Genomic DNA, 21373 nt, shown 5'->3' on the forward strand with positions numbered 1-21373 from the left:
TAACTCCCTGTTGTTTCTTAGAAGGTGATAGTGCCGAGCGGACCCGGCGAGGTGATGGTTTTCAGCCCGGCCGCGAGGTCGCGGATTTTTTCCGGGGTGTATTGGTCGTAGAAGGCCTGGTTCTTGCGGCCGATGGCATGTTCCGCGCTGAAGCTGCCGCCGAAGTTTTCGACGGCGACGGTGAAGACCCAGGCGCGCAGATCCGCCTCGAAATCGGGATCGGCCAGGCGCGGATCGTCTTTGGCGACGACGAGGTTGAAGTGCACGCCGCCATCGCCGATGTGCCCGAAATCGCAGATCGTCACGTCTTCGAAGTGATCGGGCATTTCCGCCTTCATATGGGCGAGGAAGGGCATGATGTCACCCCGGCGGAAGGACAGATCGAAGGCGATCAATCGTCCGCTATGCTTCACGCCCTCGGACAGCGCATGGCGCAGCGACCAGATCTCGTGCGGCGGGCCGACGAAGGCGTCGGCGAGCGGCGCATCCTCGCGCTCCCAGATGGCGGCCAGCACCTCCTCCAGCACCGCGTCGAGCGGCTGCTCGCCGTCGCGCGGCGGGGTCGAGCGGGAGATTTCGGCAAGAATGACGAAATCCGGCACGATGCCGCCCTGGAAGGGGTTGCGCAGCGAGGGCACATGATCGAGCGCAGCACTGATGGCGTTGCCGGACATGCCCTCGAAGGCCGAGAGATAGCTGCCGAGTGCGTCTTCCATGGCAACCAGCAGCGTCGCGACCTGCTCCGGCGAAGAGGGCACGAGAAGCGCGGTTGCCGACTGTTTCGGCGCGGGTTCCAGGTTCAGCACGCATTCGGTGACGATGCCGAAAGCGCCTGAGGTGCCGATGAACAGCTGCTTCCAGTCGACGCCGGTGTTGTTCTTGCGTAGGTCCGAGCAGAGGTCGAGCACGGTGCCGGCCTCGTCGGCGAGAACCACCGTAAGGCCCAGCGTGTTGCGACGCACGTCGCCGTAGCGCAGGAAGCGCGAGCCGCCGGTGTTCGTTGCGATCATGCCGCCAAGGCGCGGGTCGGCGCCGAGATCGAGCGGGAAGAACAAGCCGGTGTCTTCGAGCTTGCCGTTGAGGTCGGAGAGGCGCACGCCCGCGCCGGCCTTGATCGTGCGGTTGACGCGGTCGAGCTCGAAGGGGGCGGTCAGGCGGTCGAGGCTGAGAATGCCCTGGCGGCCGCTGTCGTCGGGCGTCGAGCCGGAGACGAGGCCGGTATTGCCGGATTGGGGAATGAGGGCGATACCGTTTTTCACGCAGTAAGACACAATGGCGGAGGTTTCGGCCGTTGTTGCCGGGCGCGCAACGAAGGCGGCGCGGCCCTTGTCGTAGCGCGCGCCGGTCTCGTAGGCGGCCAGATCGGCAGGCTCGGTGAGAAGACCCTTCTCGCCGAGCAGGCTTTTCAAGACCTCGATATGGCTTGTTGCGATCATGCTGATGCTGTCACTCCGCGGCGGCCGCCATGTTGACGATGCCGAGGCACATTTCAAGCGAGGCGCGCTGGATGCCGGCATAATGGGCGAATTCGTCCAGAACCGCAGCACCCAGATCGCGCTCGAACATCACCTGGTTAGGGCTCGCGACGAAATCCTGCGTCGCGTCGTCGCCGAGGTTCGACTGGAAGATGCCCGCGGCGCTGACCGGCAGGAAGTCTTCATAGACGATCGGGTCGAACTGGATGAGGCCGGCTTCGATGGCGGTCTCAAGATCGGCGTTGCGGCCCGTGACGGACTGGCCCTTCTCCGTCAGCGAGTAGCGGAAATAGCCGAGGCCCGCCTTGCGGATGCCGTCCCACGTGTCCGGGAAGGCCTTGAAGACATCGGCGAGTGCCGCCTCGTATTCGGCGGCGTTGGAACCGTCGGCGGCGGGGCGCACGTGGGCGCGGGTGTCGTTGAGCAGCTTGTCGTAGAGCGCGCGGCCCTTTGGCGTGACAGCAACGCCGCGCTGTTCGATCTCGCCGAAGCGGGCGGTGTGCGAGCCCTTCTGCCAGCTGCCGTCCTCGCCGATGAAGGAGACGGCCTCTTCCAGCGCCTTGAACGAGGTCTGGCGCAGCAGGATCGGGCAGGTGCGGGTCGGCGGGCCCTCGACGATGGCCTTGGGCGCGATGCCTTCTTCCGGCATGCGAGCCTGCACCTTGTCGATATCGAGCGTGCGCGGCGTCAGGTGATTGATGTGCGGGCCTTTGAAGGAGACGACGTCGGCGATCAGGCGATGCGCGTCATGCAGGCGCTTGTACATGTCCGTACTGACGATGGCGTGGTCGTGCCAGCGGAAGGTTTCGAGCACTTCGGTCACGAAACGGGCGGCATCGGCGGCATCGAGGCCGCCGTCACGCTCGGCCTTTTCGACCAGCCGGACGGCTTCGCCGGTGAAAATCTTGCGCGCTGCCAGAACCGAGGCGGCCTCTTCACGCAGCTTTTCATCGGCGATCAGGTCGAGGCGCAGCAGCGAGGTGAAGACGCGGAAGGGGTTGCGGCTGAGGCTTTCGGCCCCGACCGGGCGGAAGGCGGTGGAGTGCACGGGAACGCCGGCGGTCGAGAGATCGTAATAACCGACCGGGAACATGCCCATGACGGCGAAGACGCGGCGCATCAGGGACAGTTCTTCCGGCGTGCCGAGGCGGATGGCGCCGTGGCGCTCTTCCGAAATGCGGTCGAGCAAATCGGTGGCTTCCAGGCGCGTCTTCAGTTGCGGGTCGGCGGCGAGCGTCTCGTCGTTCACTTTCGCGACCAGCGACATCAGCGTCCCATAGGCCGGAACCTCGTCGCGATACATGGCCGACATGGCGGCGGAGAAATTCGAGCGGATCATATCCGCGGATACGTACGAATTTGCTTTCATAGGAAGCGGTCTCATCTTACAAGGGTGGGGAGGCCCTGTTCATTCTCAAAACGGATCATACTCGATCGTTTCTCCAAGCGATTGCGACCGTTCTGACTATGTTGATGCGAGGAATGAATGAAGCTCAGTCGAAGGCTGATCCCCGACGTCACCACGCTGCAAGCGTTCGAATGCGCTGCGCGCCATGGCAGTTTCACGCAGGCGGCGCATGAGCTGAACCTCACCCAGAGCGCCGTCAGCCGTCAGATAAAAGACCTTGAGGAACAGCTCGGTGTCCTGCTCTTCGAGCGCGTGCGCCAGCGCGTGGTGCTCTCCGACGACGGCCGTCGATTCCTGCCGGAGGTGCGCAAGCTCTTGCACCAGACGGAAGAGACGATGCTGCGCGCCATGGCGTCGGCCTCCTCCGAACACAGCCTTGCCATCGCGACGCTGCCGACCTTCGGCAGCCGCTGGCTGACGCCGCGCATTCCGGGTTTTCTCGCCGAAAACCCCGGCACGATCATCAACATCGCGTCGCGTTCGGCCCCGTTCGATTTCGACGAGGAGAATTTCGATCTCGCGATCCACTACGGCCAGCCCGTCTGGGCGCGCGCGGCCTGCTCCTATCTCTGCAGCGAGATCATCCTGCCGGCGGCAAGCCCGGAACTCCTGAAATCCTGGGATCTGACCGATCCGAAAGATCTTGAAACGGCGCCGCTGCTCCATCTCGCGACGCGTCCAAAGCTCTGGGCGCAATGGTTCGAGCTGAACGGTGCCGCCTCGGAGACGGCCTATCGCGGCCACCGCTTCGATCAGTTCGCCATGGTGATCGAATCTGCCGTCGCCGGCCTCGGCTTTGCGCTCCTGCCGAAATATCTCATCGAGCAGGAGCTTGCGAGCGGCCGTCTCGCACTGGTCTTCGACCGGCCGATGGAGACGGAGAACAACTATTATCTCGTCGTGCCCGAGGGCAAGCTGGAAAACCCGCTCAGCCAGGCGTTTCGCGCCTGGATCGCCAAAGAGCTCCCGGCTTAGAATTCCAGCGACCGATCATGCGGACGGGGCATGACCCCGTTCTGATTTTTTGCTTTAGTCGGCGTGCCGCATGGCCGATTGTGCGGCGAAACATCCTCCTTTTCCGAAAAGACAGACCACCATGCTCAACGATCCGCGCTCCCATGGCCTTTGGGAGATGACTGCCCCGCCCGCCCCCGAAACGGTTGCCTTTTCGGGCAAGGCCGAGGCGGATGTCGTCATCGTCGGCGGCGGATACACCGGCTTTTCGACGGCACTGCATCTGGCCGAGCGCGGCACGCGCGTCATCCTGTTGGAGGGCGCGGAGATCGGCTATGGCGGTTCGGGCCGTAATGTCGGCCTCGTCAATGCCGGCATGTGGGTGATGCCCGACGAGTTGCCGGGTGTTCTGGGCGACCTGCACGGCAGCCGCCTGCTCGAATTGCTCGGCAATGCGCCGCGCGCCGTGTTCGATCTCGTCGCAAAGCATGCCATCGATTGCGAGATCAACCCGGTCGGCACGCTGCATTGCGCCGTCGGCCAGTCCGGCCTCGACGAGCTGAAGCAGCGTGCCGAACAATGGGCGCGTCGTGGCGCGCCGGTGCGCCTGCTGGACGCAGCCGAAACGGCGGTCAAGGTCGGCACGGATGCTTACAGCGGTTCGCTGCTCGACATGCGCGCCGGCACGATCCAGCCGCTCGCCTATGCGCGCGGCCTCGCCCGCGCGGCGATTGCGGCGGGCGCCCAGGTCTTCACCGCAAGCCCGGTGACGGGTGCGGAGCGCAGCGGCAAACGTTGGACGGTCAACACCGCCCGCGGTTCGGTGACGGCCGACTGGGTGGTGGTCGCCACCAATGCCTATACGGTGGCGCCGTGGAACGAGGTGCGCGCCGAGCTCGTGCACCTGCCCTATTTCAATTTCGCCACCGTGCCGCTTTCGCCGGAGCTTCAGGCAAAGATCCTTCCCGAAAAGCAGGGCGCCTGGGATACCAAGGAAGTGCTCTCCTCCTTCCGCTTCGACAAGCGCGGCCGTCTCGTGTTCGGCAGCGTTGGCGCATTGCGCGGCACGGGCACCGGCATCCACAAGGCCTGGGCGCGGCGCGCGCTGAAGAAGCTGTTTCCTGAAATCGGCGACGTCGCCTTCGAGGCGGAATGGTACGGCAAGATCGGCATGACCACCGATAACCTGCCGCGCTTCCATCGCCTGGCCGAAAACGTCATCGGCTTTTCCGGCTATAACGGCCGCGGCATCGCGCCGGGCACGGTCTTCGGCCGCACGCTGGCCGAACTCATCACCGGCGAGATCGCCGAAAAGGATCTGCCGCTGCCGATCACCGATCCTGAAGCCCAGTCCTTCCGTTCGGCGCGCGAAGGCTATTACGAACTGGGCGCCCAGATCGCCCATTTCGCGGGCGCCCGGCTTTAAAAGCAAAACGCTCCAAACAAAAACGCCCGGCATTGCTGCCGGGCGTTTTTGTTTGCTGGAGGCAAAAGTCTCAGTGCTTGGCCGGCAGGCGCGGCAGGAAGATCGTGAGAATGCCGAGCAGCGGCATGTACGAGCAGACCTGGAAGACGAAGTCGATGCCGTGACGGTCCGCAACGCCGCCGAGCAAGGCTGCACCCAGGCCGCCGGCGCCGAAGGCGAAGCCGAAGAAGATGCCGGCGATCATGCCGACGCGGCCCGGCACCAGTTCCTGCGCGAAGACGACGATGTTGGAGAAGGCCGAAGAGAAGATCAGGCCGATCATCACCGTTAGCACGCCCGTCCAGAACAGGTTGGCATAGGGCAGCATCAGCGCGAAGGGGATGACGCCGAGGATCGAGAACCAGATCACGAATCGCGTGCCGAACCGGTCGCCGATCGGGCCGCCCATGAAGACGCCGAGTGCCGAGGAGCCGAGGAAGAGGAACAGCATCAGCTGCGCCTGCTGCACGTCCAGACCGAAGCGGCCGATCGTGTAGAACGTGAAATAGCTCGAAATGCTGGCAAGATAGGCGTTCTTGGTGGTGGTCAGCAGCACGAGCACGGCCAGCGCCCAGGCGACCTTTCCACGCGGCAGCGGCAGCTCGCGGCTGGCGGCCGGGCGGCCGGCCGACGAACGGCGCTCGCCGGCATACCAATTGCCGACCCAGGTCAGGATGATCATGCCGACAAGGGCGATTGCCGAGAACCACGCGACGCTCGTCTGGCCGAAGGGCAGCACGATGAAGGCGGCGAGCAGCGGGCCGAGCGCCGTGCCGGCATTGCCGCCGACCTGGAACATCGACTGCGCAAGGCCGTGGCGGCCACCCGAGGCAAGACGCGCGACGCGCGAGGATTCCGGGTGGAAGATCGCCGACCCCAGGCCGATCAGGCAGGCGCCGAAGACCAGGACCGGGAAGGAATGCGCGTAAGCCAGCATGATGAGGCCGACGAAGGTGCTGCCCATGCCGATCGGCAGCGAGAAGGGCATCGGCCAGCGGTCTGTAACGATGCCGACCGCCGGCTGCAGCAGCGAGGCCGTGACCTGGAAGGCCATGGTCAAGAGGCCGATCTGCACGAAATCGAGCGCGTAGTTTTCCTTCAGCAGCGGATAGAGCGACGTCAGCAGCGACTGCATGATGTCGTTCAGCATATGGCAGGCGCTGACCGCGACGATGATGGAATAGGTGGTGGCGGCGGCGCGGGAGGGCGCGGCCGGGACGACTGTCGACATGGGGAGCCTCGAAATGTTCGCCGCAGGCGGCGCGATTTGCCGTTCCATACAAGGATTGCGCGCGGCCTGCTTTTGTGCTGAGGTCCATTTCTTACGCGAGTGGGCCAAAGATGGAAAAATTGACGCCGGCGCGCCTGAAAGCGCTCGATGACGACCACATCCGCAATCTCTCCCGCATGGAACAGTCGAACGAGGACGTCCTGGTCCACAGTTCGGATATTCCGGGCGGTTATACCGTGCCGCCGCACCGCCATCGCCGCACGCAGTTTCTCTGCGTCTTCTCCGGGGTGGTGCTGGTTGCGACCAACCGCGGGCGCTGGATGATCCCGCCCGGCCATGCGCTGCTCATCCCGCGCGGACTGGAGCATTCCGTCGAGATGGCGAGCGATGTCAGCATGCGCTCGGTCTATATCTATTCGCCGGAGGGGCGCGCTGCCTCCGAAGAGCCTACGGTGCTCGAAGTAACAGATCTGGCGCGCCAACTCCTCGCCGAGGCCGTGCGCAAGGGGGCGTTGGCGGAGGATCGCGGACGCGGAGAGTTGGTGATGGCGCTACTGCTCGACGAGATCGGCCGCCTGCCGGAGCGCCGCCTTGGGTTGCCCTTTCCGGCGAGCGGGCGGCTTGCCGGCCTCTGTCGCGCTTTCGTCGAGACGCCCTCGCCTGCGGCCAAGATCGACGACTGGGCGCGGCATCTCCACATGAGCCGGCGCACCTTCACGCGGTTCTTCCGCGAGGAGATGGGGGTGAGCTTCGTCACCTGGCGGCAACAGGCCTGCCTGTTCGCCTGCCTGCCGCGGCTTGCCGCCGGCGAGCCGGTGACGCGCGTGGCGCTCGAAGCCGGTTATGAGAGCGTGCCGGCCTTCACCACCATGTTCAAGCGCATGCTCGGCACCTCGCCGCGCGCCTACCTCACCAGCCGCAAAGCGGCGTGAGGCGTCTCAAACAGACCGGCAAAGGACGCGATCCGGGGGCTGTTTTCCTGTCGCATTTGGGATTAGGAAGGGGATGCGGGACCCACACCGGGCCGCAAACCGGGAGCGCGAGCCGCACGGGAGACGGATTTTGAGAAAGATACTGGTCATCGGGATCGGCGCGGGCAATCCCGAGCACATGACCGTTCAGGCAATCAATGCGCTGAACCGGGCGGATGTGCTGCTGATCCCCACCAAGGGAGCCGAAAAGGCCTTTCTCGCCGACGCGCGCCGCGACATCTGCGATCGTTTCCTCACCAATTCCGCCTGCCGCATCCTCGATTACGCCGTGCCGGTGCGCCGCGCCGACGGCTCTTACGAGGACGGCGTCCACGACTGGCACCATGCCATCGCCGCGATCTATGAGCGCACGCTCGCGCATGAAGTGGGCGACGACCAGATGCTGGGCCTGCTCGTTTGGGGCGATCCGATGCTTTATGACAGCACGCTGCGCATCGTCGAGCATGTGCGAGCCACCGGCCGCGTCGCCTTCGAGATGGAGGTCATTCCCGGCATCACCAGCGTGCAGGCGCTCTGCGCCGGCCACGGCATCGCGCTCAACCGCATCGGCCTTCCCGTCGAGATCACCACCGGCCGCCGGCTGTCCGAGGGCTGGCCGGAGGGCGCGCGCGATGCGCTGGTCATGCTCGACGGCGTGCAGGCGTTCCGCACCGTCGAGGATCCGGAAGCCGAAATCTGGTGGGGCGCCTATCTCGGTACGCCGCACGAAATCCTGCTCTCCGGCCGTCTTTCCGAGATGGCGGAGACCATTGCCGAAACCCGCCGCGCGGCGCGGGAGGAACACGGCTGGATCATGGACACCTACCTGATCCGCCGCCCTGTCGTGGAAAGCGAGGAGGGCGCGGCATGACCACGGTGCTCGCCTGCGATCCCGGCACTCTACGGCGTGGCGCCTGCCCATCGCTTGCCGCGCCCATGCGCACCGGCGACGGTTTTCTCGTGCGCCTGCGCCCGGTCGCGGCGGCGCTGACGGCGGATGATCTTCTCGCGCTTGCCAATCTTGCCCGCGAAAACGGCAATGGCCTCATCGAAATCACCGCGCGCGGCAACATCCAGCTGCGCGGCCTGACGCTGGAGACTGTGCTGCGTCTTGCCGAAGGTCTCGCGGCTGCCGGCATCGTGCCCCAGACGGGTGTCGCCATCGAAACGCCGGCGCTGTCAGGCATCGACCCCTCCGAGATTGCCGACGCGACGCCGATTGCCGATGCATTGCGCAACGCTATCGCTGCCGCCGCGCTCACGCTCGCGCCAAAACTCGCCATCGTCGTCGATGGCGGCGGCGTGCTGTCGCTTGCCGATATGGTCGCTGATATCAGGCTCGATGCCGTCGAGGTCAGTGGTGCGGTGGCCTGGCGCCTGTCGGTTGGCGGCGACCGGGAAATGGCGCAGCCTCTCGCTCTGCTATCGTCTGAAATGGTGGTTGAAGGCGCGATGACGGTCGTGGCGGCGCTGGCTGCGGCCGGTGCGGGCACCCGTGGCCGCGATCTCGATGCCGCAGCGTTGGCCGCGCGCTTCAACGCGCCGGCATTGCCCCTTGCGGGCACCATTCCGCCCCATCCGATTGGCGTCCACCGCATCGATGGTCAGCCCGTTCTTGGCGTCTCCCCGGCCTATGGCCAGTTGCATGCAGACCGCCTTGCCGCCCTGGTACGCAGCCTCTCGGCCTGCGGCGCCACGGAGTTTCGCCTTGCGCCGCACCGCACGCTGCTGGTGCTCGGCCTTTCCGATCCTGCGCTGGCCGCCGCACAGGATGCTGCGCAGAGCGAAGGCTTCTGGTGCACGGACAGCGCGCCCGGTCGCTCCGTTTCGATCTGCGCCGGTGCTGCGGGATGCGCCTCCGCCAGCTTCGATACCCATGCCGCCGCCGATGCGCTTGTCGCCCACGCGGCCGAACTGCTGGATGGCTCCGCCGACGTGCATGTTTCCGGCTGCCCCAAGGGCTGCGCCCATCCGGCACGCGCCGCCGTCACGCTGTGCGGCACGGCCGAGGGCGTCGGACTTGTGCTGAATGGCAAGGCATCTGACGTACCCCTGGCGACCGTTCCCGCCGGTGATCTCGTGGCGGCGATCCAGCGTTTCGGTGCCCTCTGGCGCCGCCAGCGCCGTGCAACGGATGAGACGACCAAGAACCTGATCGACCGCACCGCGCCCGCCACTTTCGTTTCTGCATATCAAGGCCAACAATGACCGATTACGACTACATCAAGGATGGCACGGCCATCTATGAAAAATCCTTCGCGATCATCCGCGCCGAGACCGATCTCACGCGCTTCTCCGAGGAGGAGGCCGACGTGGCCGTGCGCATGATCCATGCCGCCGGTCTCGTCGAGGCCGCCCCACATTTCGTCTTCTCGCCAGATTTCGTTGCTTCGGCCCGCGCCGCCCTTCAGGCCGGCGCGCCGATCTTTTGCGATGCCGAAATGGTGTCGCGCGGCGTCACCGCCGCCCGCCTGCCGGCCAACAACGATGTCATCTGCACGCTGCGCGATCCGCGCACGCCCGACATCGCCAAAGAGATCGACAACACCCGCTCGGCGGCCGCCATCCGCCTGTGGCTCGAGCGCATGGCCGGCTCCGTCGTTGCCATCGGCAATGCGCCGACCGCGCTGTTCTACCTGCTCGAGCTCCTGCGCGATGGCGCGCCAAAACCGGCGGCGATCCTGGGCATGCCCGTCGGCTTCGTCGGGGCGGCGGAATCCAAGGATGCGCTGGCGGACAATTCCTACGGCGTGCCCTTCGCCATCGTGCGCGGCCGCCTCGGCGGCAGCGCCATGACGGCCGCCGCTCTCAATTCGCTCGCACGGCCGGGAGTATGACGATGACGACGGGACGACTTTATGGCGTGGGCACGGGGCCGGGCGATCCGGAGCTTCTGACCCTGAAGGCGGTGCGGGCGATCGGCGAGGCCGACGTGCTCGCCTATTTCGCCAAGGCCGGCCGCTCGGGCAATGGTCGCGCGATCGTCGAAGGCCTGCTGAAGCCCGGCATGGCGGAACTGCCGCTCTACTATCCGGTCACCACGGAAATCGACAAGGATCACGACGACTACAAGAGCCAGATCACGGCCTTCTACGATGCCTCCGCCGCTGCCGTGGCGGAGCATCTTGCCGCCGGCCGCACGGTCGCGATCCTGTCGGAGGGCGATCCGATGTTCTACGGCTCCTATATGCACCTGCATGTGCGCCTTGCCGACCGCTTCCCGACGGAAGTCATTCCCGGCATCACCGCGATGTCCGGCTGCTGGTCGCTGTCGGGCCTGCCCATCGTGCAGGGCGATGACGTGCTCTCCGTGCTGCCGGGCACGATGCGCGAGGAAGAACTGTCGCGCCGGCTCGGCGATACCGAGGCGGCCGTCATCATGAAGGTCGGCCGCAATCTACCAAAGATCCGTCGCGCGCTTTCGGAAGCCGGCCGTCTCGGTGAGGCCGTCTATGTCGAGCGCGGCACCATGGCGACGAGCAAGTCCATGCGCCTTTCGGAAAAGCTCGACGACACCGCGCCCTATTTCTCGCTGGTGCTCGTGCCGGGCTGGAGCGCGCGGGCATGACCGGCAAACTCTTCGTCATCGGCACCGGTCCCGGCAATCCGGACCAGCTGACGCCGGAAGCGCTTGCTGCCGTCGCCGCATCGACCGAATTCTTCGGCTACTTTCCCTATATCGACCGGCTGAACCTTCGGCCGGACCAGATCAAGGTCGCTTCCGACAACCGCGAGGAACTGAACCGTGCGCAGGCAGCTCTGACGCGGGCCGCCGAAGGCGTCGACGTTTGCGTCGTCTCGGGCGGCGATCCCGGTGTCTTCGCTATGGCGGCCGCCGTCTGCGAGGCCATCGATGCCGGGCCGGAGGAGTGGAAATCGGTCGATCTGACGGTCGTTCCGGGTGTGACCGCGATGCTCGCCGTCGCCGCCCGCATCGGGGCGCCGCTCGGGCATGATTTCTGCGCCATTTCGCTGTCGGACAATCTCAAGCCCTGGGATATCATCGAGAAGCGCCTGCGCATGGTGTCCGAAGCGGGCTTGGTGATCGCGCTCTACAACCCGATCAGCAAGGCGCGGCCCTGGCAGCTTGGACGGGCCTTCGAGATACTGCGCGAGACGCTGCCGGCCACGACGCCCGTCATCTTCGGCCGCGCCGCCGGCCGGCCGGATGAGTGCATGCTGGTCATGCCGCTCGGCGAGGCCGAAGCTGACAGCGCCGACATGGCGACCTGCGTCGTCATCGGTTCGCCGGAAACCCGCGTCATCGCCCGCCCCGGCCTGGCCGACCTTGTCTATACGCCGCGCTTCCTGAAGGACGCGAGCAGATGATCGGCAAGCCGCACCGCATCCTCGACCGTTTCGGCGCGGTGGTCGTCCGCGACCGCCGCGCGCTCGATGAGCACGACTGGAAGGCCGAGTGCGCGTGCGGCAACGATTTTGCCGTAGGTGGCGTCGCCACCGGAATTCTTGCTGACGACCACATCGATCCTGTGGGCGCGCAGCAAGGCGATTTCGTCCTCGATCGCGAAGGGGCCGCGGGCGAGCAGGTATTCGACATCGGGGGCGGCGAGTGGCGGATCGACGGGATCGACGCTGCGCACGAGATAGTGATGCTGCGGGGCGGCATCGAAGGCCTTCGCCTCCTGCCGGCCGATGGTCAGGAAGACACGGCGCGGTGCTTCGCCCAGCGCCGCCACCGCATCGGCAACCGACGCGACGCGCGTCCAGCGATCGCCGGAAATCTCTTCCCAGCCGAGCCGCTCCAGCCGGAGCAGCGGAATACCGGTGATACCGCTGGCCGCGCGGGCATTGGCGGAAATCTGCTTGGCGAAGGGATGCGTGGCGTCGATGAGAAGATCGATCGCATGCGATGCAAGATGAGCGGCAAGCCCCTCGGCGCCGCCAAAACCGCCCGTGCGTACCGGTACTGGCTGCGGTGCGGGATCGAGCGTGCGGCCGGCGAGCGACAGCGTGATGGCGAGATCGGGGTGTTCCCCAAGGCGATCGGCCAGGTCGCGCGCTTCCGTCGTGCCGCCCAGAATGAGGATGCGTCGCTTGTCCACGCCTGATCGATCCCTTTTGCCCACCGCCCCATGGCTCTCCATCGTCGGGATCGGCGAGGACGGTCTAGCCGGTCTCGGCGACGAGGCCAAGGCCGCGATAAGCCGCGCCGAGCTGGTCTTCGGCGGCGCGCGGCATCTGGAACTCGCGGACGCTGCCATCCGTGGCGAGCGGCACGGCTGGCTGAGCCCCTTCGAGCGCTCCATCGAGACGGTGCTTGCCGCGCGCGGGCGACCGGTCGCCGTGCTCGCTTCGGGCGATCCCTTCTTCTACGGCGTCGGTGTGACGCTGTCGCGCCGCGTTTCGCGCGCGGAAATGCGGGTTTTCCCCGCACCCTCTTCGTTCAGCCTTGCGGCCTCACGCATGGGCTGGGCCTTGCAGGATACGGTCTGCGTCTCGCTGCATGGCCGCCCAATCGATCTTATCCGCCCGCATCTGCATCCCGGCAGCCGCATCCTTGCGCTGACCTCCGACAGCGACGGCCCAGCGGCACTGGCGACACTGCTCTCCGAAAGCGGCTTCGGCGGTTCGGCGCTCACCGTTCTCGAAGCGCTCGGCGGCGCGCGTGAAAGGGTGAGCAGCCATCAGGCGCAAAGCTTTGCGCTTGCCGATGCCGACATGCTGAATGTCTGCGCGGTGGAGGTTTCGGCCGACAACCCGGCAGCGCGCGTGCTCGCCTTCACGCCGGGTCTCGACGATACGCTTTTCGAGCATGACGGGCAGATCACCAAGCGCGAGGTCCGGGCGTTGACCCTTTCGGCGCTGGCGCCGAAACGGGGCGAGCTTCTGTGGGATGTCGGCGGCGGCTCCGGCTCCATCGGCATCGAATGGATGCTGGCCGATCCCTCGCTTCGGGCCATTGCCATCGAAGGCCATGCCGAGCGCGCGGCCTGCATCCGGCGCAATGCGCAGAATTTCGGCGTGCCGAGTCTCGTGGTCGTTGAGGGCGTAGCGCCTGATGCGCTGGAAGGGCTTGCGTGCCCCGATGCGATTTTCATCGGCGGCGGCGGCAGCGAGGCGGGCGTGATGGAGGCGGCGCTGGCCGGCCTGAAACCCGGCGGCCGGCTGGTTGCCAATGCGGTGACGACGGAGATGGAGGCGGTGTTGCTTGCCCACCATGCCCGGCTCGGCGGATCGCTCACCCGCATCGATATCGCCCGCGCATCGCCCGTCGGGCAGATGACGGGCTGGCGGCCGGCCATGCCGGTCACGCAATGGAGCTGGGTCAAGCCGGCTAAACAGTTTGAGGACTAAGACATGACCGTTCACTTCATCGGCGCCGGCCCCGGCGCCGCCGACCTCATCACCGTGCGCGGCCGCGATCTCATCGGCAAATGCCCCGTTTGCCTCTATGCCGGCTCGATCGTCTCGCCGGAGCTTCTGCAATATTGCCCGCCCGGTGCGCGCATCGTCGATACGGCTCCGATGTCGCTCGACGAGATCGAGGTGGAATATGTCCGCGCGGCTGCGGCGGGCGAGGATGTGGCGCGGCTGCATTCCGGCGATCTCTCGGTCTGGAGCGCCGTTGCCGAGCAGATAAGGCGGCTGGAAAAGAATGGCATCGCCTATACGATGACGCCGGGTGTGCCCTCCTTCGCGGCGGCGGCTGCAGCACTTGGCCGCGAACTCACCATTCCCGCCGTTGCGCAGAGCCTTGTACTCACCCGCGTTTCAGGCCGCGCCTCGCCTATGCCGAACCGCGAGACCCTGCAGGGATTTGGCGCGACGGGGGCGACGCTCGCCATTCACCTCGCCATCCATGCGCTCGACCAGGTGGTGACGGAACTCACGCCGCTCTACGGCGCCGATTGCCCGGTCGCGATCGTCGTCAAGGCCTCCTGGCCGGATGAGCGCGTGGTGCGCGGCACGCTTTCCGATATCGCTGCGAAGGTGGCGGAAGAGCCGATCGAGCGCACGGCGCTGATCTTCGTCGGCCGCTCGCTGGCGGCGGAGGATTTTCGCGAAAGCTCGCTCTACGATCCCGCCTATCAGCGCCGCTTCCGCGGCCGCGACGGGTTTTAAGGCAGCATCACCTCGAAGGCACGCGCGGCCTTGGAGCGATAGCGCTCCTTGTGCCGCAGCAGTCGGAAGGCCCGTTCCGGCAGGGCGAAGCCGACGGGCATGAGCCTGCCGGCGGCGATGTCGTCCTCCACCACGGCAAAGGACACCGCCGTCAGCGCACCGCCGGTCAGCACCGCGCTGCGCACCGCCTCGTTCGAGGGGAGCGACAGCGCCACATCCAGCGCATCCTCCGTCACGCCATGATCGGCAAGCGTCGCGGTGAGCGCGCTGCGCGTGCCGGAGCCCGGTTCGCGCAGCACCCAGCGGGCTGTGGTCAGCATCGCCGCATCCGCCGGCCGGCCGGCAAGCGGATGGCCTGACGGGGCGACGATCACCACCCGGTCATGGGCGACGACGCGCTGGGCAAGGGCGGGATGATCCACGATACCCTCGACGAAGCCGAGTTCCGCCTGCCCTTCGAGCACGGCGTCGGCCACCTGCTCGGTGTTGCTGGCGCCGAGCCTGATATCGATGGCCGGATAGTCCGCCTTGAAGCGCATCAGCCGCGGCGGCAGCCAGGAGCCGGCGACGGTCTGGCTGGCCGCAAGCGTCAGCGTGCCGCGCTTCAGGCCGCCGATCTCGGTGAGGAAGAGGTCCGCGCCCGCCGCCCGCGCCAGCGTGGCCTTCGCCTCGGGCAGGAAGGCCGCCCCGGTCTCCGTGAGTTCGATGCGCCGCCCCGTGCGGTGGAACAATGCGATGCCGTAGCGCTCCTCCAGCACGCGGATCGCGGAGCTGACGGCCGAGGGCGTGAGGTTGAGCGCCTCGGCCGCCTGGGTCAGGTGCTCGCGCTCGGCCACGGCGATGAAGATACGGAGCTGGTCGAGCGTCATCATCTGTTTGATAAAATCGAATGAAACATCCGATATTTGCCGATAGATCGAACGGATTTTCAAGCGCACTTTTGGCGCATGGAAAATTTAGTCAGGAATCGTAGAAATTTTGGAATGGCATCCCTGTTTCCGGGCGTGCTGCTCTCCACCTTGGTCTCCGGCCTCGCGCTCAGTGCCGAGTGGCTGGAACGGTGGCTGACGGGCGGTGCCTGGGTTGAGGCGCTGGTGCTGGCGATCCTGATCGGTGCGCTCTGCCGCCTCATGTTGCGCCGGCCCGCTCTCTTCGACCCCGGCACCGCCTTTTCGGCAAAGTATTTTCTGGAGATTGCCATCGTGCTGCTCGGTGCAAGCGTGAGTGCGGCGGCAGTAACGGAGATGGGCCTGCCGCTGATCGCGGCCATCGCGGTTGTCGTGGGTATCGCTCTCATCGCAAGCTATGCGATCGGCCGGGGGCTTGGCCTGTCCCGCCCCGTCGCGCTGCTCGTCGCCTGCGGCAACTCGATCTGCGGCAATTCGGCGATCGCCGCGACCGCGCCGGTCATCCGGGCGGATGCGGAGGATATCGCCTCCTCCATCGCCTTCACCGCGGTTCTCGGCATGCTGACCGTGCTTGCTCTGCCGGTGCTGGTGCCGCTGCTCGGGCTTTCGGCGACGGGTTACGGCGTCATGGCCGGCATGACGGTCTATGCGGTGCCGCAGGTGCTGGCCGCCACCGCGCCGGTCTCTGCGCTCAGCATCCAGATCGGCACCTTCGTCAAGCTGGTGCGGGTGCTGATGCTCGGCCCGGTCATCTTCCTGCTGTCGCTCGCCTCGGGCAAGGCGCGGGGCAAACGCCCGGCGCTGCACCTGATGGTGCCCTGGTTCATCCTCGGCTTTCTCGCGCTGCTCTTTGCCCGCAGCACCGGCCTCGTCGATGCCGCCTTGGCCGCGCGCATGAATGGCGTGGCGACGGTGCTGACGATCCTGTCGATGGCGGCGCTCGGTCTCGACATCGACCTGCGCCGGGTGATGCGCGCCGGGCCGCGGGTGACGGCCGCGGTCGTGCTGTCGCTCGGCGTGCTCATAGCTGCGAGCTATGCCATGGTGCTGCTGCTCGACCTTGCGACGGCCTGAAAATCTCAGGCCGCGTTTTCCCGCGCGGTCGCCGGTATGTAGTTGAGGACCGGCCCCAGCCAGCGCTCGACCTCGCCGACCGTCATGCCCTTGCGCCGCGCATAGTCCTCCACCTGGTCGCGCTCGACCTTGGCGACGCCGAAATAGTAGCTTTCGGGCGCCGCGATATAGAGGCCGGAGACGGAGGAGCCGGGCCACATGGCAAAGCTCTCCGTCAGCGTCACGCCGATTTCCTTTTCCGCATCGAGGAGGCGGAAGAGGGCCGTCTTTTCCGTGTGGTCGGGCTGGGCGGGATAGCCGGGCGCGGGGCGAATACCGATATAGGGCTCGCCGATCAGATCGGTCGGAGCGAAGGTTTCATCGGCGGCGTAGCCCCAGAGTTCCTTGCGCACGACTTCGTGCATGCGCTCGGCAAAGGCTTCGGCGAAGCGATCGGCGAGCGCCTTGACGAGGATCGAGTTGTAGTCGTCGTTCGCCCGCTCGAAGCGCTCGGCAATGGCGATCTCGCCGATGCCGGCCGTGACGACGAAACCGCCGAGATAATCCTGTTTGCCGCTGTCGGCAGGCGCAACGAAATCGGCGAGCGCGACATTCGGCCGGCCGTCGCGCTTGGACAGCTGCTGGCGCAGCGTGAAGAAGGTGGCGAGTTCCCTGGTTCGCGTCTCGTCGGTGAAGAGCCTGATATCGTCGCCCACCGTGCCGGCCGGCCAGAAACCGACGACGGCCTTGGGCGTGAACCATTTCTCCGCGATGATTTGTTCCAGCATGGCCTGCGCATCGGCAAAAAGCTGGCGGGCGGCGGCGCCCTGCTTCTCGTCGTCGAGGATTTTCGGATAGACGCCCTTCAGTTCCCAGGTCTGGAAGAAGGGCGTCCAGTCGATGTAGCGGGCAAGGTCTGCGAGGTCCCAGTCCTGCCAGACGCGGGTGCCGAGGAAGGACGGCGTCTTCGGCCGGTAGACGGACCAGTCGGCCTTGAAGGCGTTTTCGCGGGCCTTGGCGAGCGGCAGACGCTGTTTTTCGGCCTCGCTTCTGGCATGGGCGTCGGCGACCTTGCGGTACTCCGCCTTCAGCGTCTCGACATAGCCGGGCTTCATCTCGGGCGACAGCAGGCTGCCGACCACGCCGACGGCGCGGCTCGCATCGGTGACATAGACCGTTTGGCCACGGTCGTAGCGCGGGTGGATTTTCACGGCGGTATGAACACGGCTCGTCGTCGCGCCGCCAATGAGCAGCGGGATGTCGAAGCCTTCGCGCTCCATTTCGGCGGCGACATGCACCATCTCGTCGAGCGAGGGGGTGATGAGGCCGGAGAGGCCGATGATATCGACCTTTTCGGCTTTCGCCGTCTCAAGGATCTTCGTTGCCGGCACCATGACGCCGAGGTCGATGATCTCGTAATTGTTGCAGGCGAGCACGACGCCGACGATGTTCTTGCCGATATCGTGCACGTCACCCTTGACGGTGGCCATCAGGATCTTTCCCGCGCTCTGCCGTTCGCCGCTGCCGCCATTGGCGCGCTTTTCGGCTTCCATATAAGGCAGCAGCACCGCGACGGCCTGCTTCATCACACGGGCGGATTTCACCACCTGCGGCAGGAACATCTTTCCTGCGCCAAAAAGGTCGCCGACGACGTTCATGCCGGCCATCAAGGGACCCTCGATGACGTGCAGTGGACGCTCCGCGTTCTGACGTGCCTCTTCGGTGTCTTCCTCGACGAATTCGGTGATGCCGTTGACGAGGGCATGTTCCAGCCGCTTTTCCACCGGCCATTCGCGCCAGGCGAGGTCGCGCTCCCGAGCCTCCTTGCCGGCCGCGCCCTTGAAGCGCTCGGCGATGTCGAGCAGGCGTTCCGTCGCGGTCCCGCCGGCCTTCGGCACGCGGTTCAGCACCACGTCCTCGCAGGCCTCGCGCAGGTCCGGCTCGATCGTGTCATAGACGGCGAGCTGGCCGGCATTGACGATGCCCATGTCCATGCCCGCCTGGATGGCGTGGTAGAGGAAGACGGCGTGCATCGCCTCGCGCACTGGCTCGTTGCCGCGGAAGGAGAAGGAGAGGTTGGAGACGCCGCCCGAGATATGGACATGCGGCAGGGTAGCGGTGATCTCGGCGGTCGCCTCGATGAAATCGACGCCGTAGTTGTCGTGCTCCTCGATGCCGGTCGCCACCGCGAAGATATTGGGGTCGAAGACGATATCTTCCGGCGCAAGGCCGGCGATTTCGGTGAGCAGCGTGTAGGCGCGGGTGCAGATTTCCACCTTGCGCGCCTTGGTGTCAGCCTGCCCTTTCTCGTCGAAGGCCATGACGACGACGGCGGCACCATAGGCGCGCACCAGTTTGGCATGGTGCAGGAAGGCCTCTTCGCCTTCCTTCAGCGAGATGGAATTGACCAGCGGCTTGCCCTGCACGCATTTCAGGCCGGCCTCGATCACCTCCCATTTCGAACTGTCGATCATCACGGGAACACGGGCGATATCGGGCTCGGCGGCGATGAGGTTGAGATATTCCACCATCGCCTTGGCGGAATCGATCAGGCCCTCGTCCATGTTGATGTCGATGATCTGCGCGCCGTTCGCCACCTGGTCGCGCGCGACGTCGAGAGCGGCTGCATAGTCGCCCGCCGTGATCAGCTTGCGGAATTTCGCCGAGCCCGTGACATTGGTGCGCTCGCCGACATTCACGAAGGGAATGGCTTCGGTCAGCGTGAAGGGTTCGAGGCCGGAAAGGCGCATGTGGCGCGGAATATCCGGGATCTGGCGCGGCTTGTGGCGCGACGCCGCCTCGGCGATGGCGCGGATATGGTCCGGCGTCGAGCCGCAGCAGCCGCCGACGATATTGACCAGGCCGTCGCGCATGAACCCTTCGATCTGGGCGGCCATCTCGTCCGGCGTCTCGTCATACTGGCCGAAGGCGTTGGGCAGGCCGGCATTGGGATAGGCGCAGACGAAGGTTTGCGCCACGGAGGAAATCTCGGCGAGGTGGGCGCGCATGGCATTGGCCCCGAGTGCGCAGTTGAGGCCGATGGAGAAGGGATCGGCATGGCGCACGGAATTCCAGAAAGCCTCCGGCGTCTGGCCGGACAGCGTGCGGCCGGAAAGGTCGGTGATGGTGCCCGAGATCATGACGGGCAGGTCGATGCCCTTTTCCTCGAAGACCTCGCGCGTGGCGAAGATCGCGGCCTTGGCGTTCAGCGTGTCGAAGATCGTCTCGATCAGGATGATGTCGGCACCGCCGTCGATGAGGCCGCGCAGCTGTTCGGCATAGGCGATCCTGAGATCGTCGAAGGTCACGGCACGGTAGCCGGGATTGTTGACGTCGGGCGAGATGGAGGCGGTGCGGTTGGTCGGGCCGAGCGCACCGGCGACGAAGCGGCGTCGGCCGTCCTTTTGCTGGGCACGCAGGCCGGCGCGGCGGGCAAGGCGCGCGCCGTCGCGGTTCAGCTCATAGACCATGTCCTCCATGCCATAGTCCGCCTGGGCGATGGTGGTGGAGGAGAAGGTGTTGGTTTCCAAAATATCGGCGCCGGCGAGCGCGTAGCGATAGTGGATGTCCTCGATGGCGCCGGGCTGGGTCAGCGTCAGCAGATCGTTGTTGCCCTGCTGGTGGCAGGCGCAATCGCCGAAACGGTCGCCGCGGAAATCGTCCTCGACCAGTTTCAGCGTCTGGATTTCCGTGCCCATGGCGCCGTCGAGCACGAGAATGCGTTCGCGGGCGGCGGCTTCGAGGGCGGCGCGGATCTCGCGACCGTCCCGCTTCGGCTGTTCGGGGCCGAACAGGTCGTCCAGGTGGGAAGTGGCCATGGGGAAACCCTCCGATGCAGTATCGTCTGCATCGGAGTTCACATAAAGATATCTTTATGTCAATATATCTTTATGTGGTTTGGCCCTAGTGCATCGGTTCATTCGCCCCAGCAAGCGAGGCGAACAGCGCCTTGAGGCGGATGATGTCAGGGTCGGCGCTTTGGCAACGGGCAAGCTTGTCCACCTCCTTCAGCGCCTCGACCGGAAGATCGGCGCCGCGCGGTTGCCAGAGCAGCCAGGAGATGAAGACGGATTCCGGCTTGCCGGTGCCGGACGGCTGGATATCGGTGAATTGAAACATTTCTTTTTCCCCAATTGAAAATTGGGGGATGACCGGACGCACGCTGCTGAAAAACTCGCCCGCGGGCGACAACAAGCGCACCCTTGGGACACCCCGCCCATGGACGTTACAGACGTGTCAGGGCAGGTCTCCTGGCTTGCGGGTCATTGCCTTTGTCTCGCCTTCCCGGTGGTTCACACCAGTGGCATGGAGCGACATCGGCTCGCCGTTCACAGTTGCGGGGGCAGCGCCGGTCTTGATCCTCCTTGGAGCATCGCACCGGCTTCCCTCTTAGCCTCCGAGCCGCATGCGACTCGGAAGACCCTGACGGCCGGAGACTGGCGTGACGCGGTAAGTAAGTCAAGGATGCGGGAACACGATGCACAGGCCCGGAACTTTTTTCTCAGCAATGCATTTGGGCTTCCGCCTGCCTCCTGCCCCTCGCTCATCTCGCCGGCGAGGGCGTGATTCACCAAAACCGCAGATGAGGGCCAATGCCGAGCCATCCCGATACGCTCAGATGTTGCAAGTCTCTGTCCTTACGGCTAAAAAATGCCGTTTTCATGCACCACGCGGCCAGGATGCCAATCAGCGTGTCGCCTGAGCCATGTTCTTTCCGTCAGCGCCATGAGGGCGTCGCATGGTGTCATGGCTGATCGCGGCACAGAGACGAAACCTGCCCGCAAAAAACCCTCCGGCGCACAGGCCTTTGCCGGATGGCTCAACA

At 65.7% G+C, this 21373-nt stretch carries 18 protein-coding genes and 1 riboswitch; of the genes, 11 read left to right on the top strand and 7 right to left on the bottom strand.

The features are described 5' to 3' along the window. Positions 1 to 17: 17 nt before the first annotated feature. Positions 18 to 1436: an FAD-binding oxidoreductase gene (locus AC27VQ_RS15790; RefSeq protein WP_488716998.1), complete on the bottom strand. Its 1419-nt coding sequence runs from the start codon at positions 1434 to 1436 to the stop codon at positions 18 to 20. 10 nt (positions 1437 to 1446) lie between these two features. Next, positions 1447 to 2844, bottom strand: a complete 1398-nt coding sequence (hglS, locus tag AC27VQ_RS15795) for a 2-oxoadipate dioxygenase/decarboxylase HglS (RefSeq protein ID WP_488716999.1) — start codon at positions 2842 to 2844, stop codon at positions 1447 to 1449. Between the two features lie 117 nt (positions 2845 to 2961). Between hglS and AC27VQ_RS15800 the strand changes: the two genes are divergently transcribed. Both AC27VQ_RS15800 and AC27VQ_RS15805 read left to right on the top strand, forming a co-directional pair. Next, positions 2962 to 3858, top strand: a complete 897-nt coding sequence (locus AC27VQ_RS15800; protein WP_117371334.1) for a LysR family transcriptional regulator — start codon at positions 2962 to 2964, stop codon at positions 3856 to 3858. 121 nt (positions 3859 to 3979) lie between these two features. Beyond that, positions 3980 to 5263 carry an NAD(P)/FAD-dependent oxidoreductase gene (locus tag AC27VQ_RS15805; protein WP_488717000.1) on the top strand — a complete coding sequence of 428 codons (1284 nt, stop codon included), beginning with the start codon at positions 3980 to 3982 and terminating at the stop codon, positions 5261 to 5263. A 70-nt stretch (positions 5264 to 5333) separates the two neighbouring features. Here AC27VQ_RS15805 and AC27VQ_RS15810 read toward each other — a convergent pair whose 3' ends face one another. Beyond that, positions 5334 to 6533: an MFS transporter gene (locus AC27VQ_RS15810; protein ID WP_488717001.1), complete on the bottom strand. Its 1200-nt coding sequence runs from the start codon at positions 6531 to 6533 to the stop codon at positions 5334 to 5336. A 110-nt stretch (positions 6534 to 6643) separates the two neighbouring features. On the opposite strand from AC27VQ_RS15810, the gene AC27VQ_RS15815 reads away from it, so the two are divergent. From AC27VQ_RS15815 to AC27VQ_RS15840, 6 genes are all read left to right on the top strand, one after another. Continuing rightward, complete coding sequence (locus AC27VQ_RS15815; protein ID WP_488717002.1) at positions 6644 to 7465, top strand: AraC family transcriptional regulator; 822 nt, start codon at positions 6644 to 6646, stop codon at positions 7463 to 7465. Positions 7466 to 7595: 130 nt separating this feature from the next. After that, positions 7596 to 8375, top strand: coding sequence for a precorrin-6A synthase (deacetylating) (cobF, locus tag AC27VQ_RS15820; RefSeq protein WP_488717003.1), 780 nt, complete (start codon positions 7596 to 7598; stop codon positions 8373 to 8375). Next, positions 8372 to 9712: a precorrin-3B synthase gene (gene cobG / locus AC27VQ_RS15825; protein ID WP_488717004.1), complete on the top strand. Its 1341-nt coding sequence runs from the start codon at positions 8372 to 8374 to the stop codon at positions 9710 to 9712. Before cobF ends, cobG begins: the two co-directional genes overlap by 4 nt. Further along, a complete protein-coding gene (locus AC27VQ_RS15830; protein ID WP_488717005.1) occupies positions 9709 to 10341 on the top strand; it encodes a precorrin-8X methylmutase in 633 nt (210 codons plus the stop codon). Before cobG ends, AC27VQ_RS15830 begins: the two co-directional genes overlap by 4 nt. A 2-nt stretch (positions 10342 to 10343) precedes the next feature. After that, positions 10344 to 11072: a precorrin-2 C(20)-methyltransferase gene (locus AC27VQ_RS15835; RefSeq protein ID WP_409530446.1), complete on the top strand. Its 729-nt coding sequence runs from the start codon at positions 10344 to 10346 to the stop codon at positions 11070 to 11072. Next, complete coding sequence (locus tag AC27VQ_RS15840) at positions 11069 to 11833, top strand: precorrin-3B C(17)-methyltransferase (protein WP_488717006.1); 765 nt, start codon at positions 11069 to 11071, stop codon at positions 11831 to 11833. The genes AC27VQ_RS15835 and AC27VQ_RS15840 overlap by 4 nt, the downstream gene beginning before the upstream one ends. On the opposite strand, the gene AC27VQ_RS15845 is transcribed toward AC27VQ_RS15840, so the two are convergent. Beyond that, positions 11797 to 12567, bottom strand: a complete 771-nt coding sequence (locus AC27VQ_RS15845) for a cobalt-precorrin-6A reductase (RefSeq protein WP_488717007.1) — start codon at positions 12565 to 12567, stop codon at positions 11797 to 11799. The two genes, AC27VQ_RS15840 and AC27VQ_RS15845, sit on opposite strands and share 37 nt — an antisense overlap. Here AC27VQ_RS15845 and cbiE point away from each other — a divergent pair. Together cbiE and cobM are read left to right on the top strand one after the other, a co-directional pair. After that, a complete protein-coding gene (gene cbiE / locus AC27VQ_RS15850; protein ID WP_488717008.1) occupies positions 12560 to 13819 on the top strand; it encodes a precorrin-6y C5,15-methyltransferase (decarboxylating) subunit CbiE in 1260 nt (419 codons plus the stop codon). The two genes, AC27VQ_RS15845 and cbiE, sit on opposite strands and share 8 nt — an antisense overlap. A gap of 3 nt (positions 13820 to 13822) precedes the next feature. Next, positions 13823 to 14587 carry a precorrin-4 C(11)-methyltransferase gene (gene cobM, locus AC27VQ_RS15855; RefSeq protein WP_488717009.1) on the top strand — a complete coding sequence of 255 codons (765 nt, stop codon included), beginning with the start codon at positions 13823 to 13825 and terminating at the stop codon, positions 14585 to 14587. Here cobM and AC27VQ_RS15860 read toward each other — a convergent pair. Further along, entirely contained in the window at positions 14584 to 15456 is an 873-nt protein-coding gene (locus AC27VQ_RS15860) for a LysR family transcriptional regulator (protein ID WP_488717065.1), read from the bottom strand. The two genes, cobM and AC27VQ_RS15860, sit on opposite strands and share 4 nt — an antisense overlap. A 114-nt stretch (positions 15457 to 15570) precedes the next feature. Here AC27VQ_RS15860 and AC27VQ_RS15865 point away from each other — a divergent pair, with 114 nt between their 5' ends. Further along, entirely contained in the window at positions 15571 to 16569 is a 999-nt protein-coding gene (locus tag AC27VQ_RS15865; protein ID WP_488717010.1) for a YeiH family protein, read from the top strand. 5 nt (positions 16570 to 16574) lie between these two features. Here AC27VQ_RS15865 and metH read toward each other — a convergent pair whose 3' ends face one another. Continuing rightward, positions 16575 to 20366, bottom strand: coding sequence for a methionine synthase (metH, locus tag AC27VQ_RS15870; protein ID WP_488717011.1), 3792 nt, complete (start codon positions 20364 to 20366; stop codon positions 16575 to 16577). A gap of 85 nt (positions 20367 to 20451) precedes the next feature. Then, positions 20452 to 20667: a hypothetical protein gene (locus tag AC27VQ_RS15875; RefSeq protein WP_488717012.1), complete on the bottom strand. Its 216-nt coding sequence runs from the start codon at positions 20665 to 20667 to the stop codon at positions 20452 to 20454. A 104-nt stretch (positions 20668 to 20771) separates the two neighbouring features. Further along, positions 20772 to 20988, bottom strand: a riboswitch (cobalamin riboswitch). Positions 20989 to 21373 lie beyond the last annotated feature (385 nt).

It is taken from the genome of Shinella sp. 20P9.1.1, from assembly GCF_057798995.1.

Coding starts and splice junctions, on each gene's coding strand:
- cobG (WP_488717004.1), top strand. CDS start 8,372: ATGACCACGGTGCTCGCCTGCGATCCCGGCACTCTACGGCGTGGCGCC.
- metH (WP_488717011.1), bottom strand. CDS start 20,366: ATGGCCACTTCCCACCTGGACGACCTGTTCGGCCCCGAACAGCCGAAG.
- AC27VQ_RS15835 (WP_409530446.1), top strand. CDS start 10,344: ATGACGACGGGACGACTTTATGGCGTGGGCACGGGGCCGGGCGATCCG.
- AC27VQ_RS15810 (WP_488717001.1), bottom strand. CDS start 6,533: ATGTCGACAGTCGTCCCGGCCGCGCCCTCCCGCGCCGCCGCCACCACC.
- AC27VQ_RS15815 (WP_488717002.1), top strand. CDS start 6,644: ATGGAAAAATTGACGCCGGCGCGCCTGAAAGCGCTCGATGACGACCAC.
- AC27VQ_RS15840 (WP_488717006.1), top strand. CDS start 11,069: ATGACCGGCAAACTCTTCGTCATCGGCACCGGTCCCGGCAATCCGGAC.
- AC27VQ_RS15800 (WP_117371334.1), top strand. CDS start 2,962: ATGAAGCTCAGTCGAAGGCTGATCCCCGACGTCACCACGCTGCAAGCG.
- AC27VQ_RS15875 (WP_488717012.1), bottom strand. CDS start 20,667: ATGTTTCAATTCACCGATATCCAGCCGTCCGGCACCGGCAAGCCGGAA.
- hglS (WP_488716999.1), bottom strand. CDS start 2,844: ATGAAAGCAAATTCGTACGTATCCGCGGATATGATCCGCTCGAATTTC.
- cobM (WP_488717009.1), top strand. CDS start 13,823: ATGACCGTTCACTTCATCGGCGCCGGCCCCGGCGCCGCCGACCTCATC.
- AC27VQ_RS15830 (WP_488717005.1), top strand. CDS start 9,709: ATGACCGATTACGACTACATCAAGGATGGCACGGCCATCTATGAAAAA.
- AC27VQ_RS15790 (WP_488716998.1), bottom strand. CDS start 1,436: ATGATCGCAACAAGCCATATCGAGGTCTTGAAAAGCCTGCTCGGCGAG.
- AC27VQ_RS15865 (WP_488717010.1), top strand. CDS start 15,571: ATGGCATCCCTGTTTCCGGGCGTGCTGCTCTCCACCTTGGTCTCCGGC.
- AC27VQ_RS15860 (WP_488717065.1), bottom strand. CDS start 15,456: ATGACGCTCGACCAGCTCCGTATCTTCATCGCCGTGGCCGAGCGCGAG.
- AC27VQ_RS15805 (WP_488717000.1), top strand. CDS start 3,980: ATGCTCAACGATCCGCGCTCCCATGGCCTTTGGGAGATGACTGCCCCG.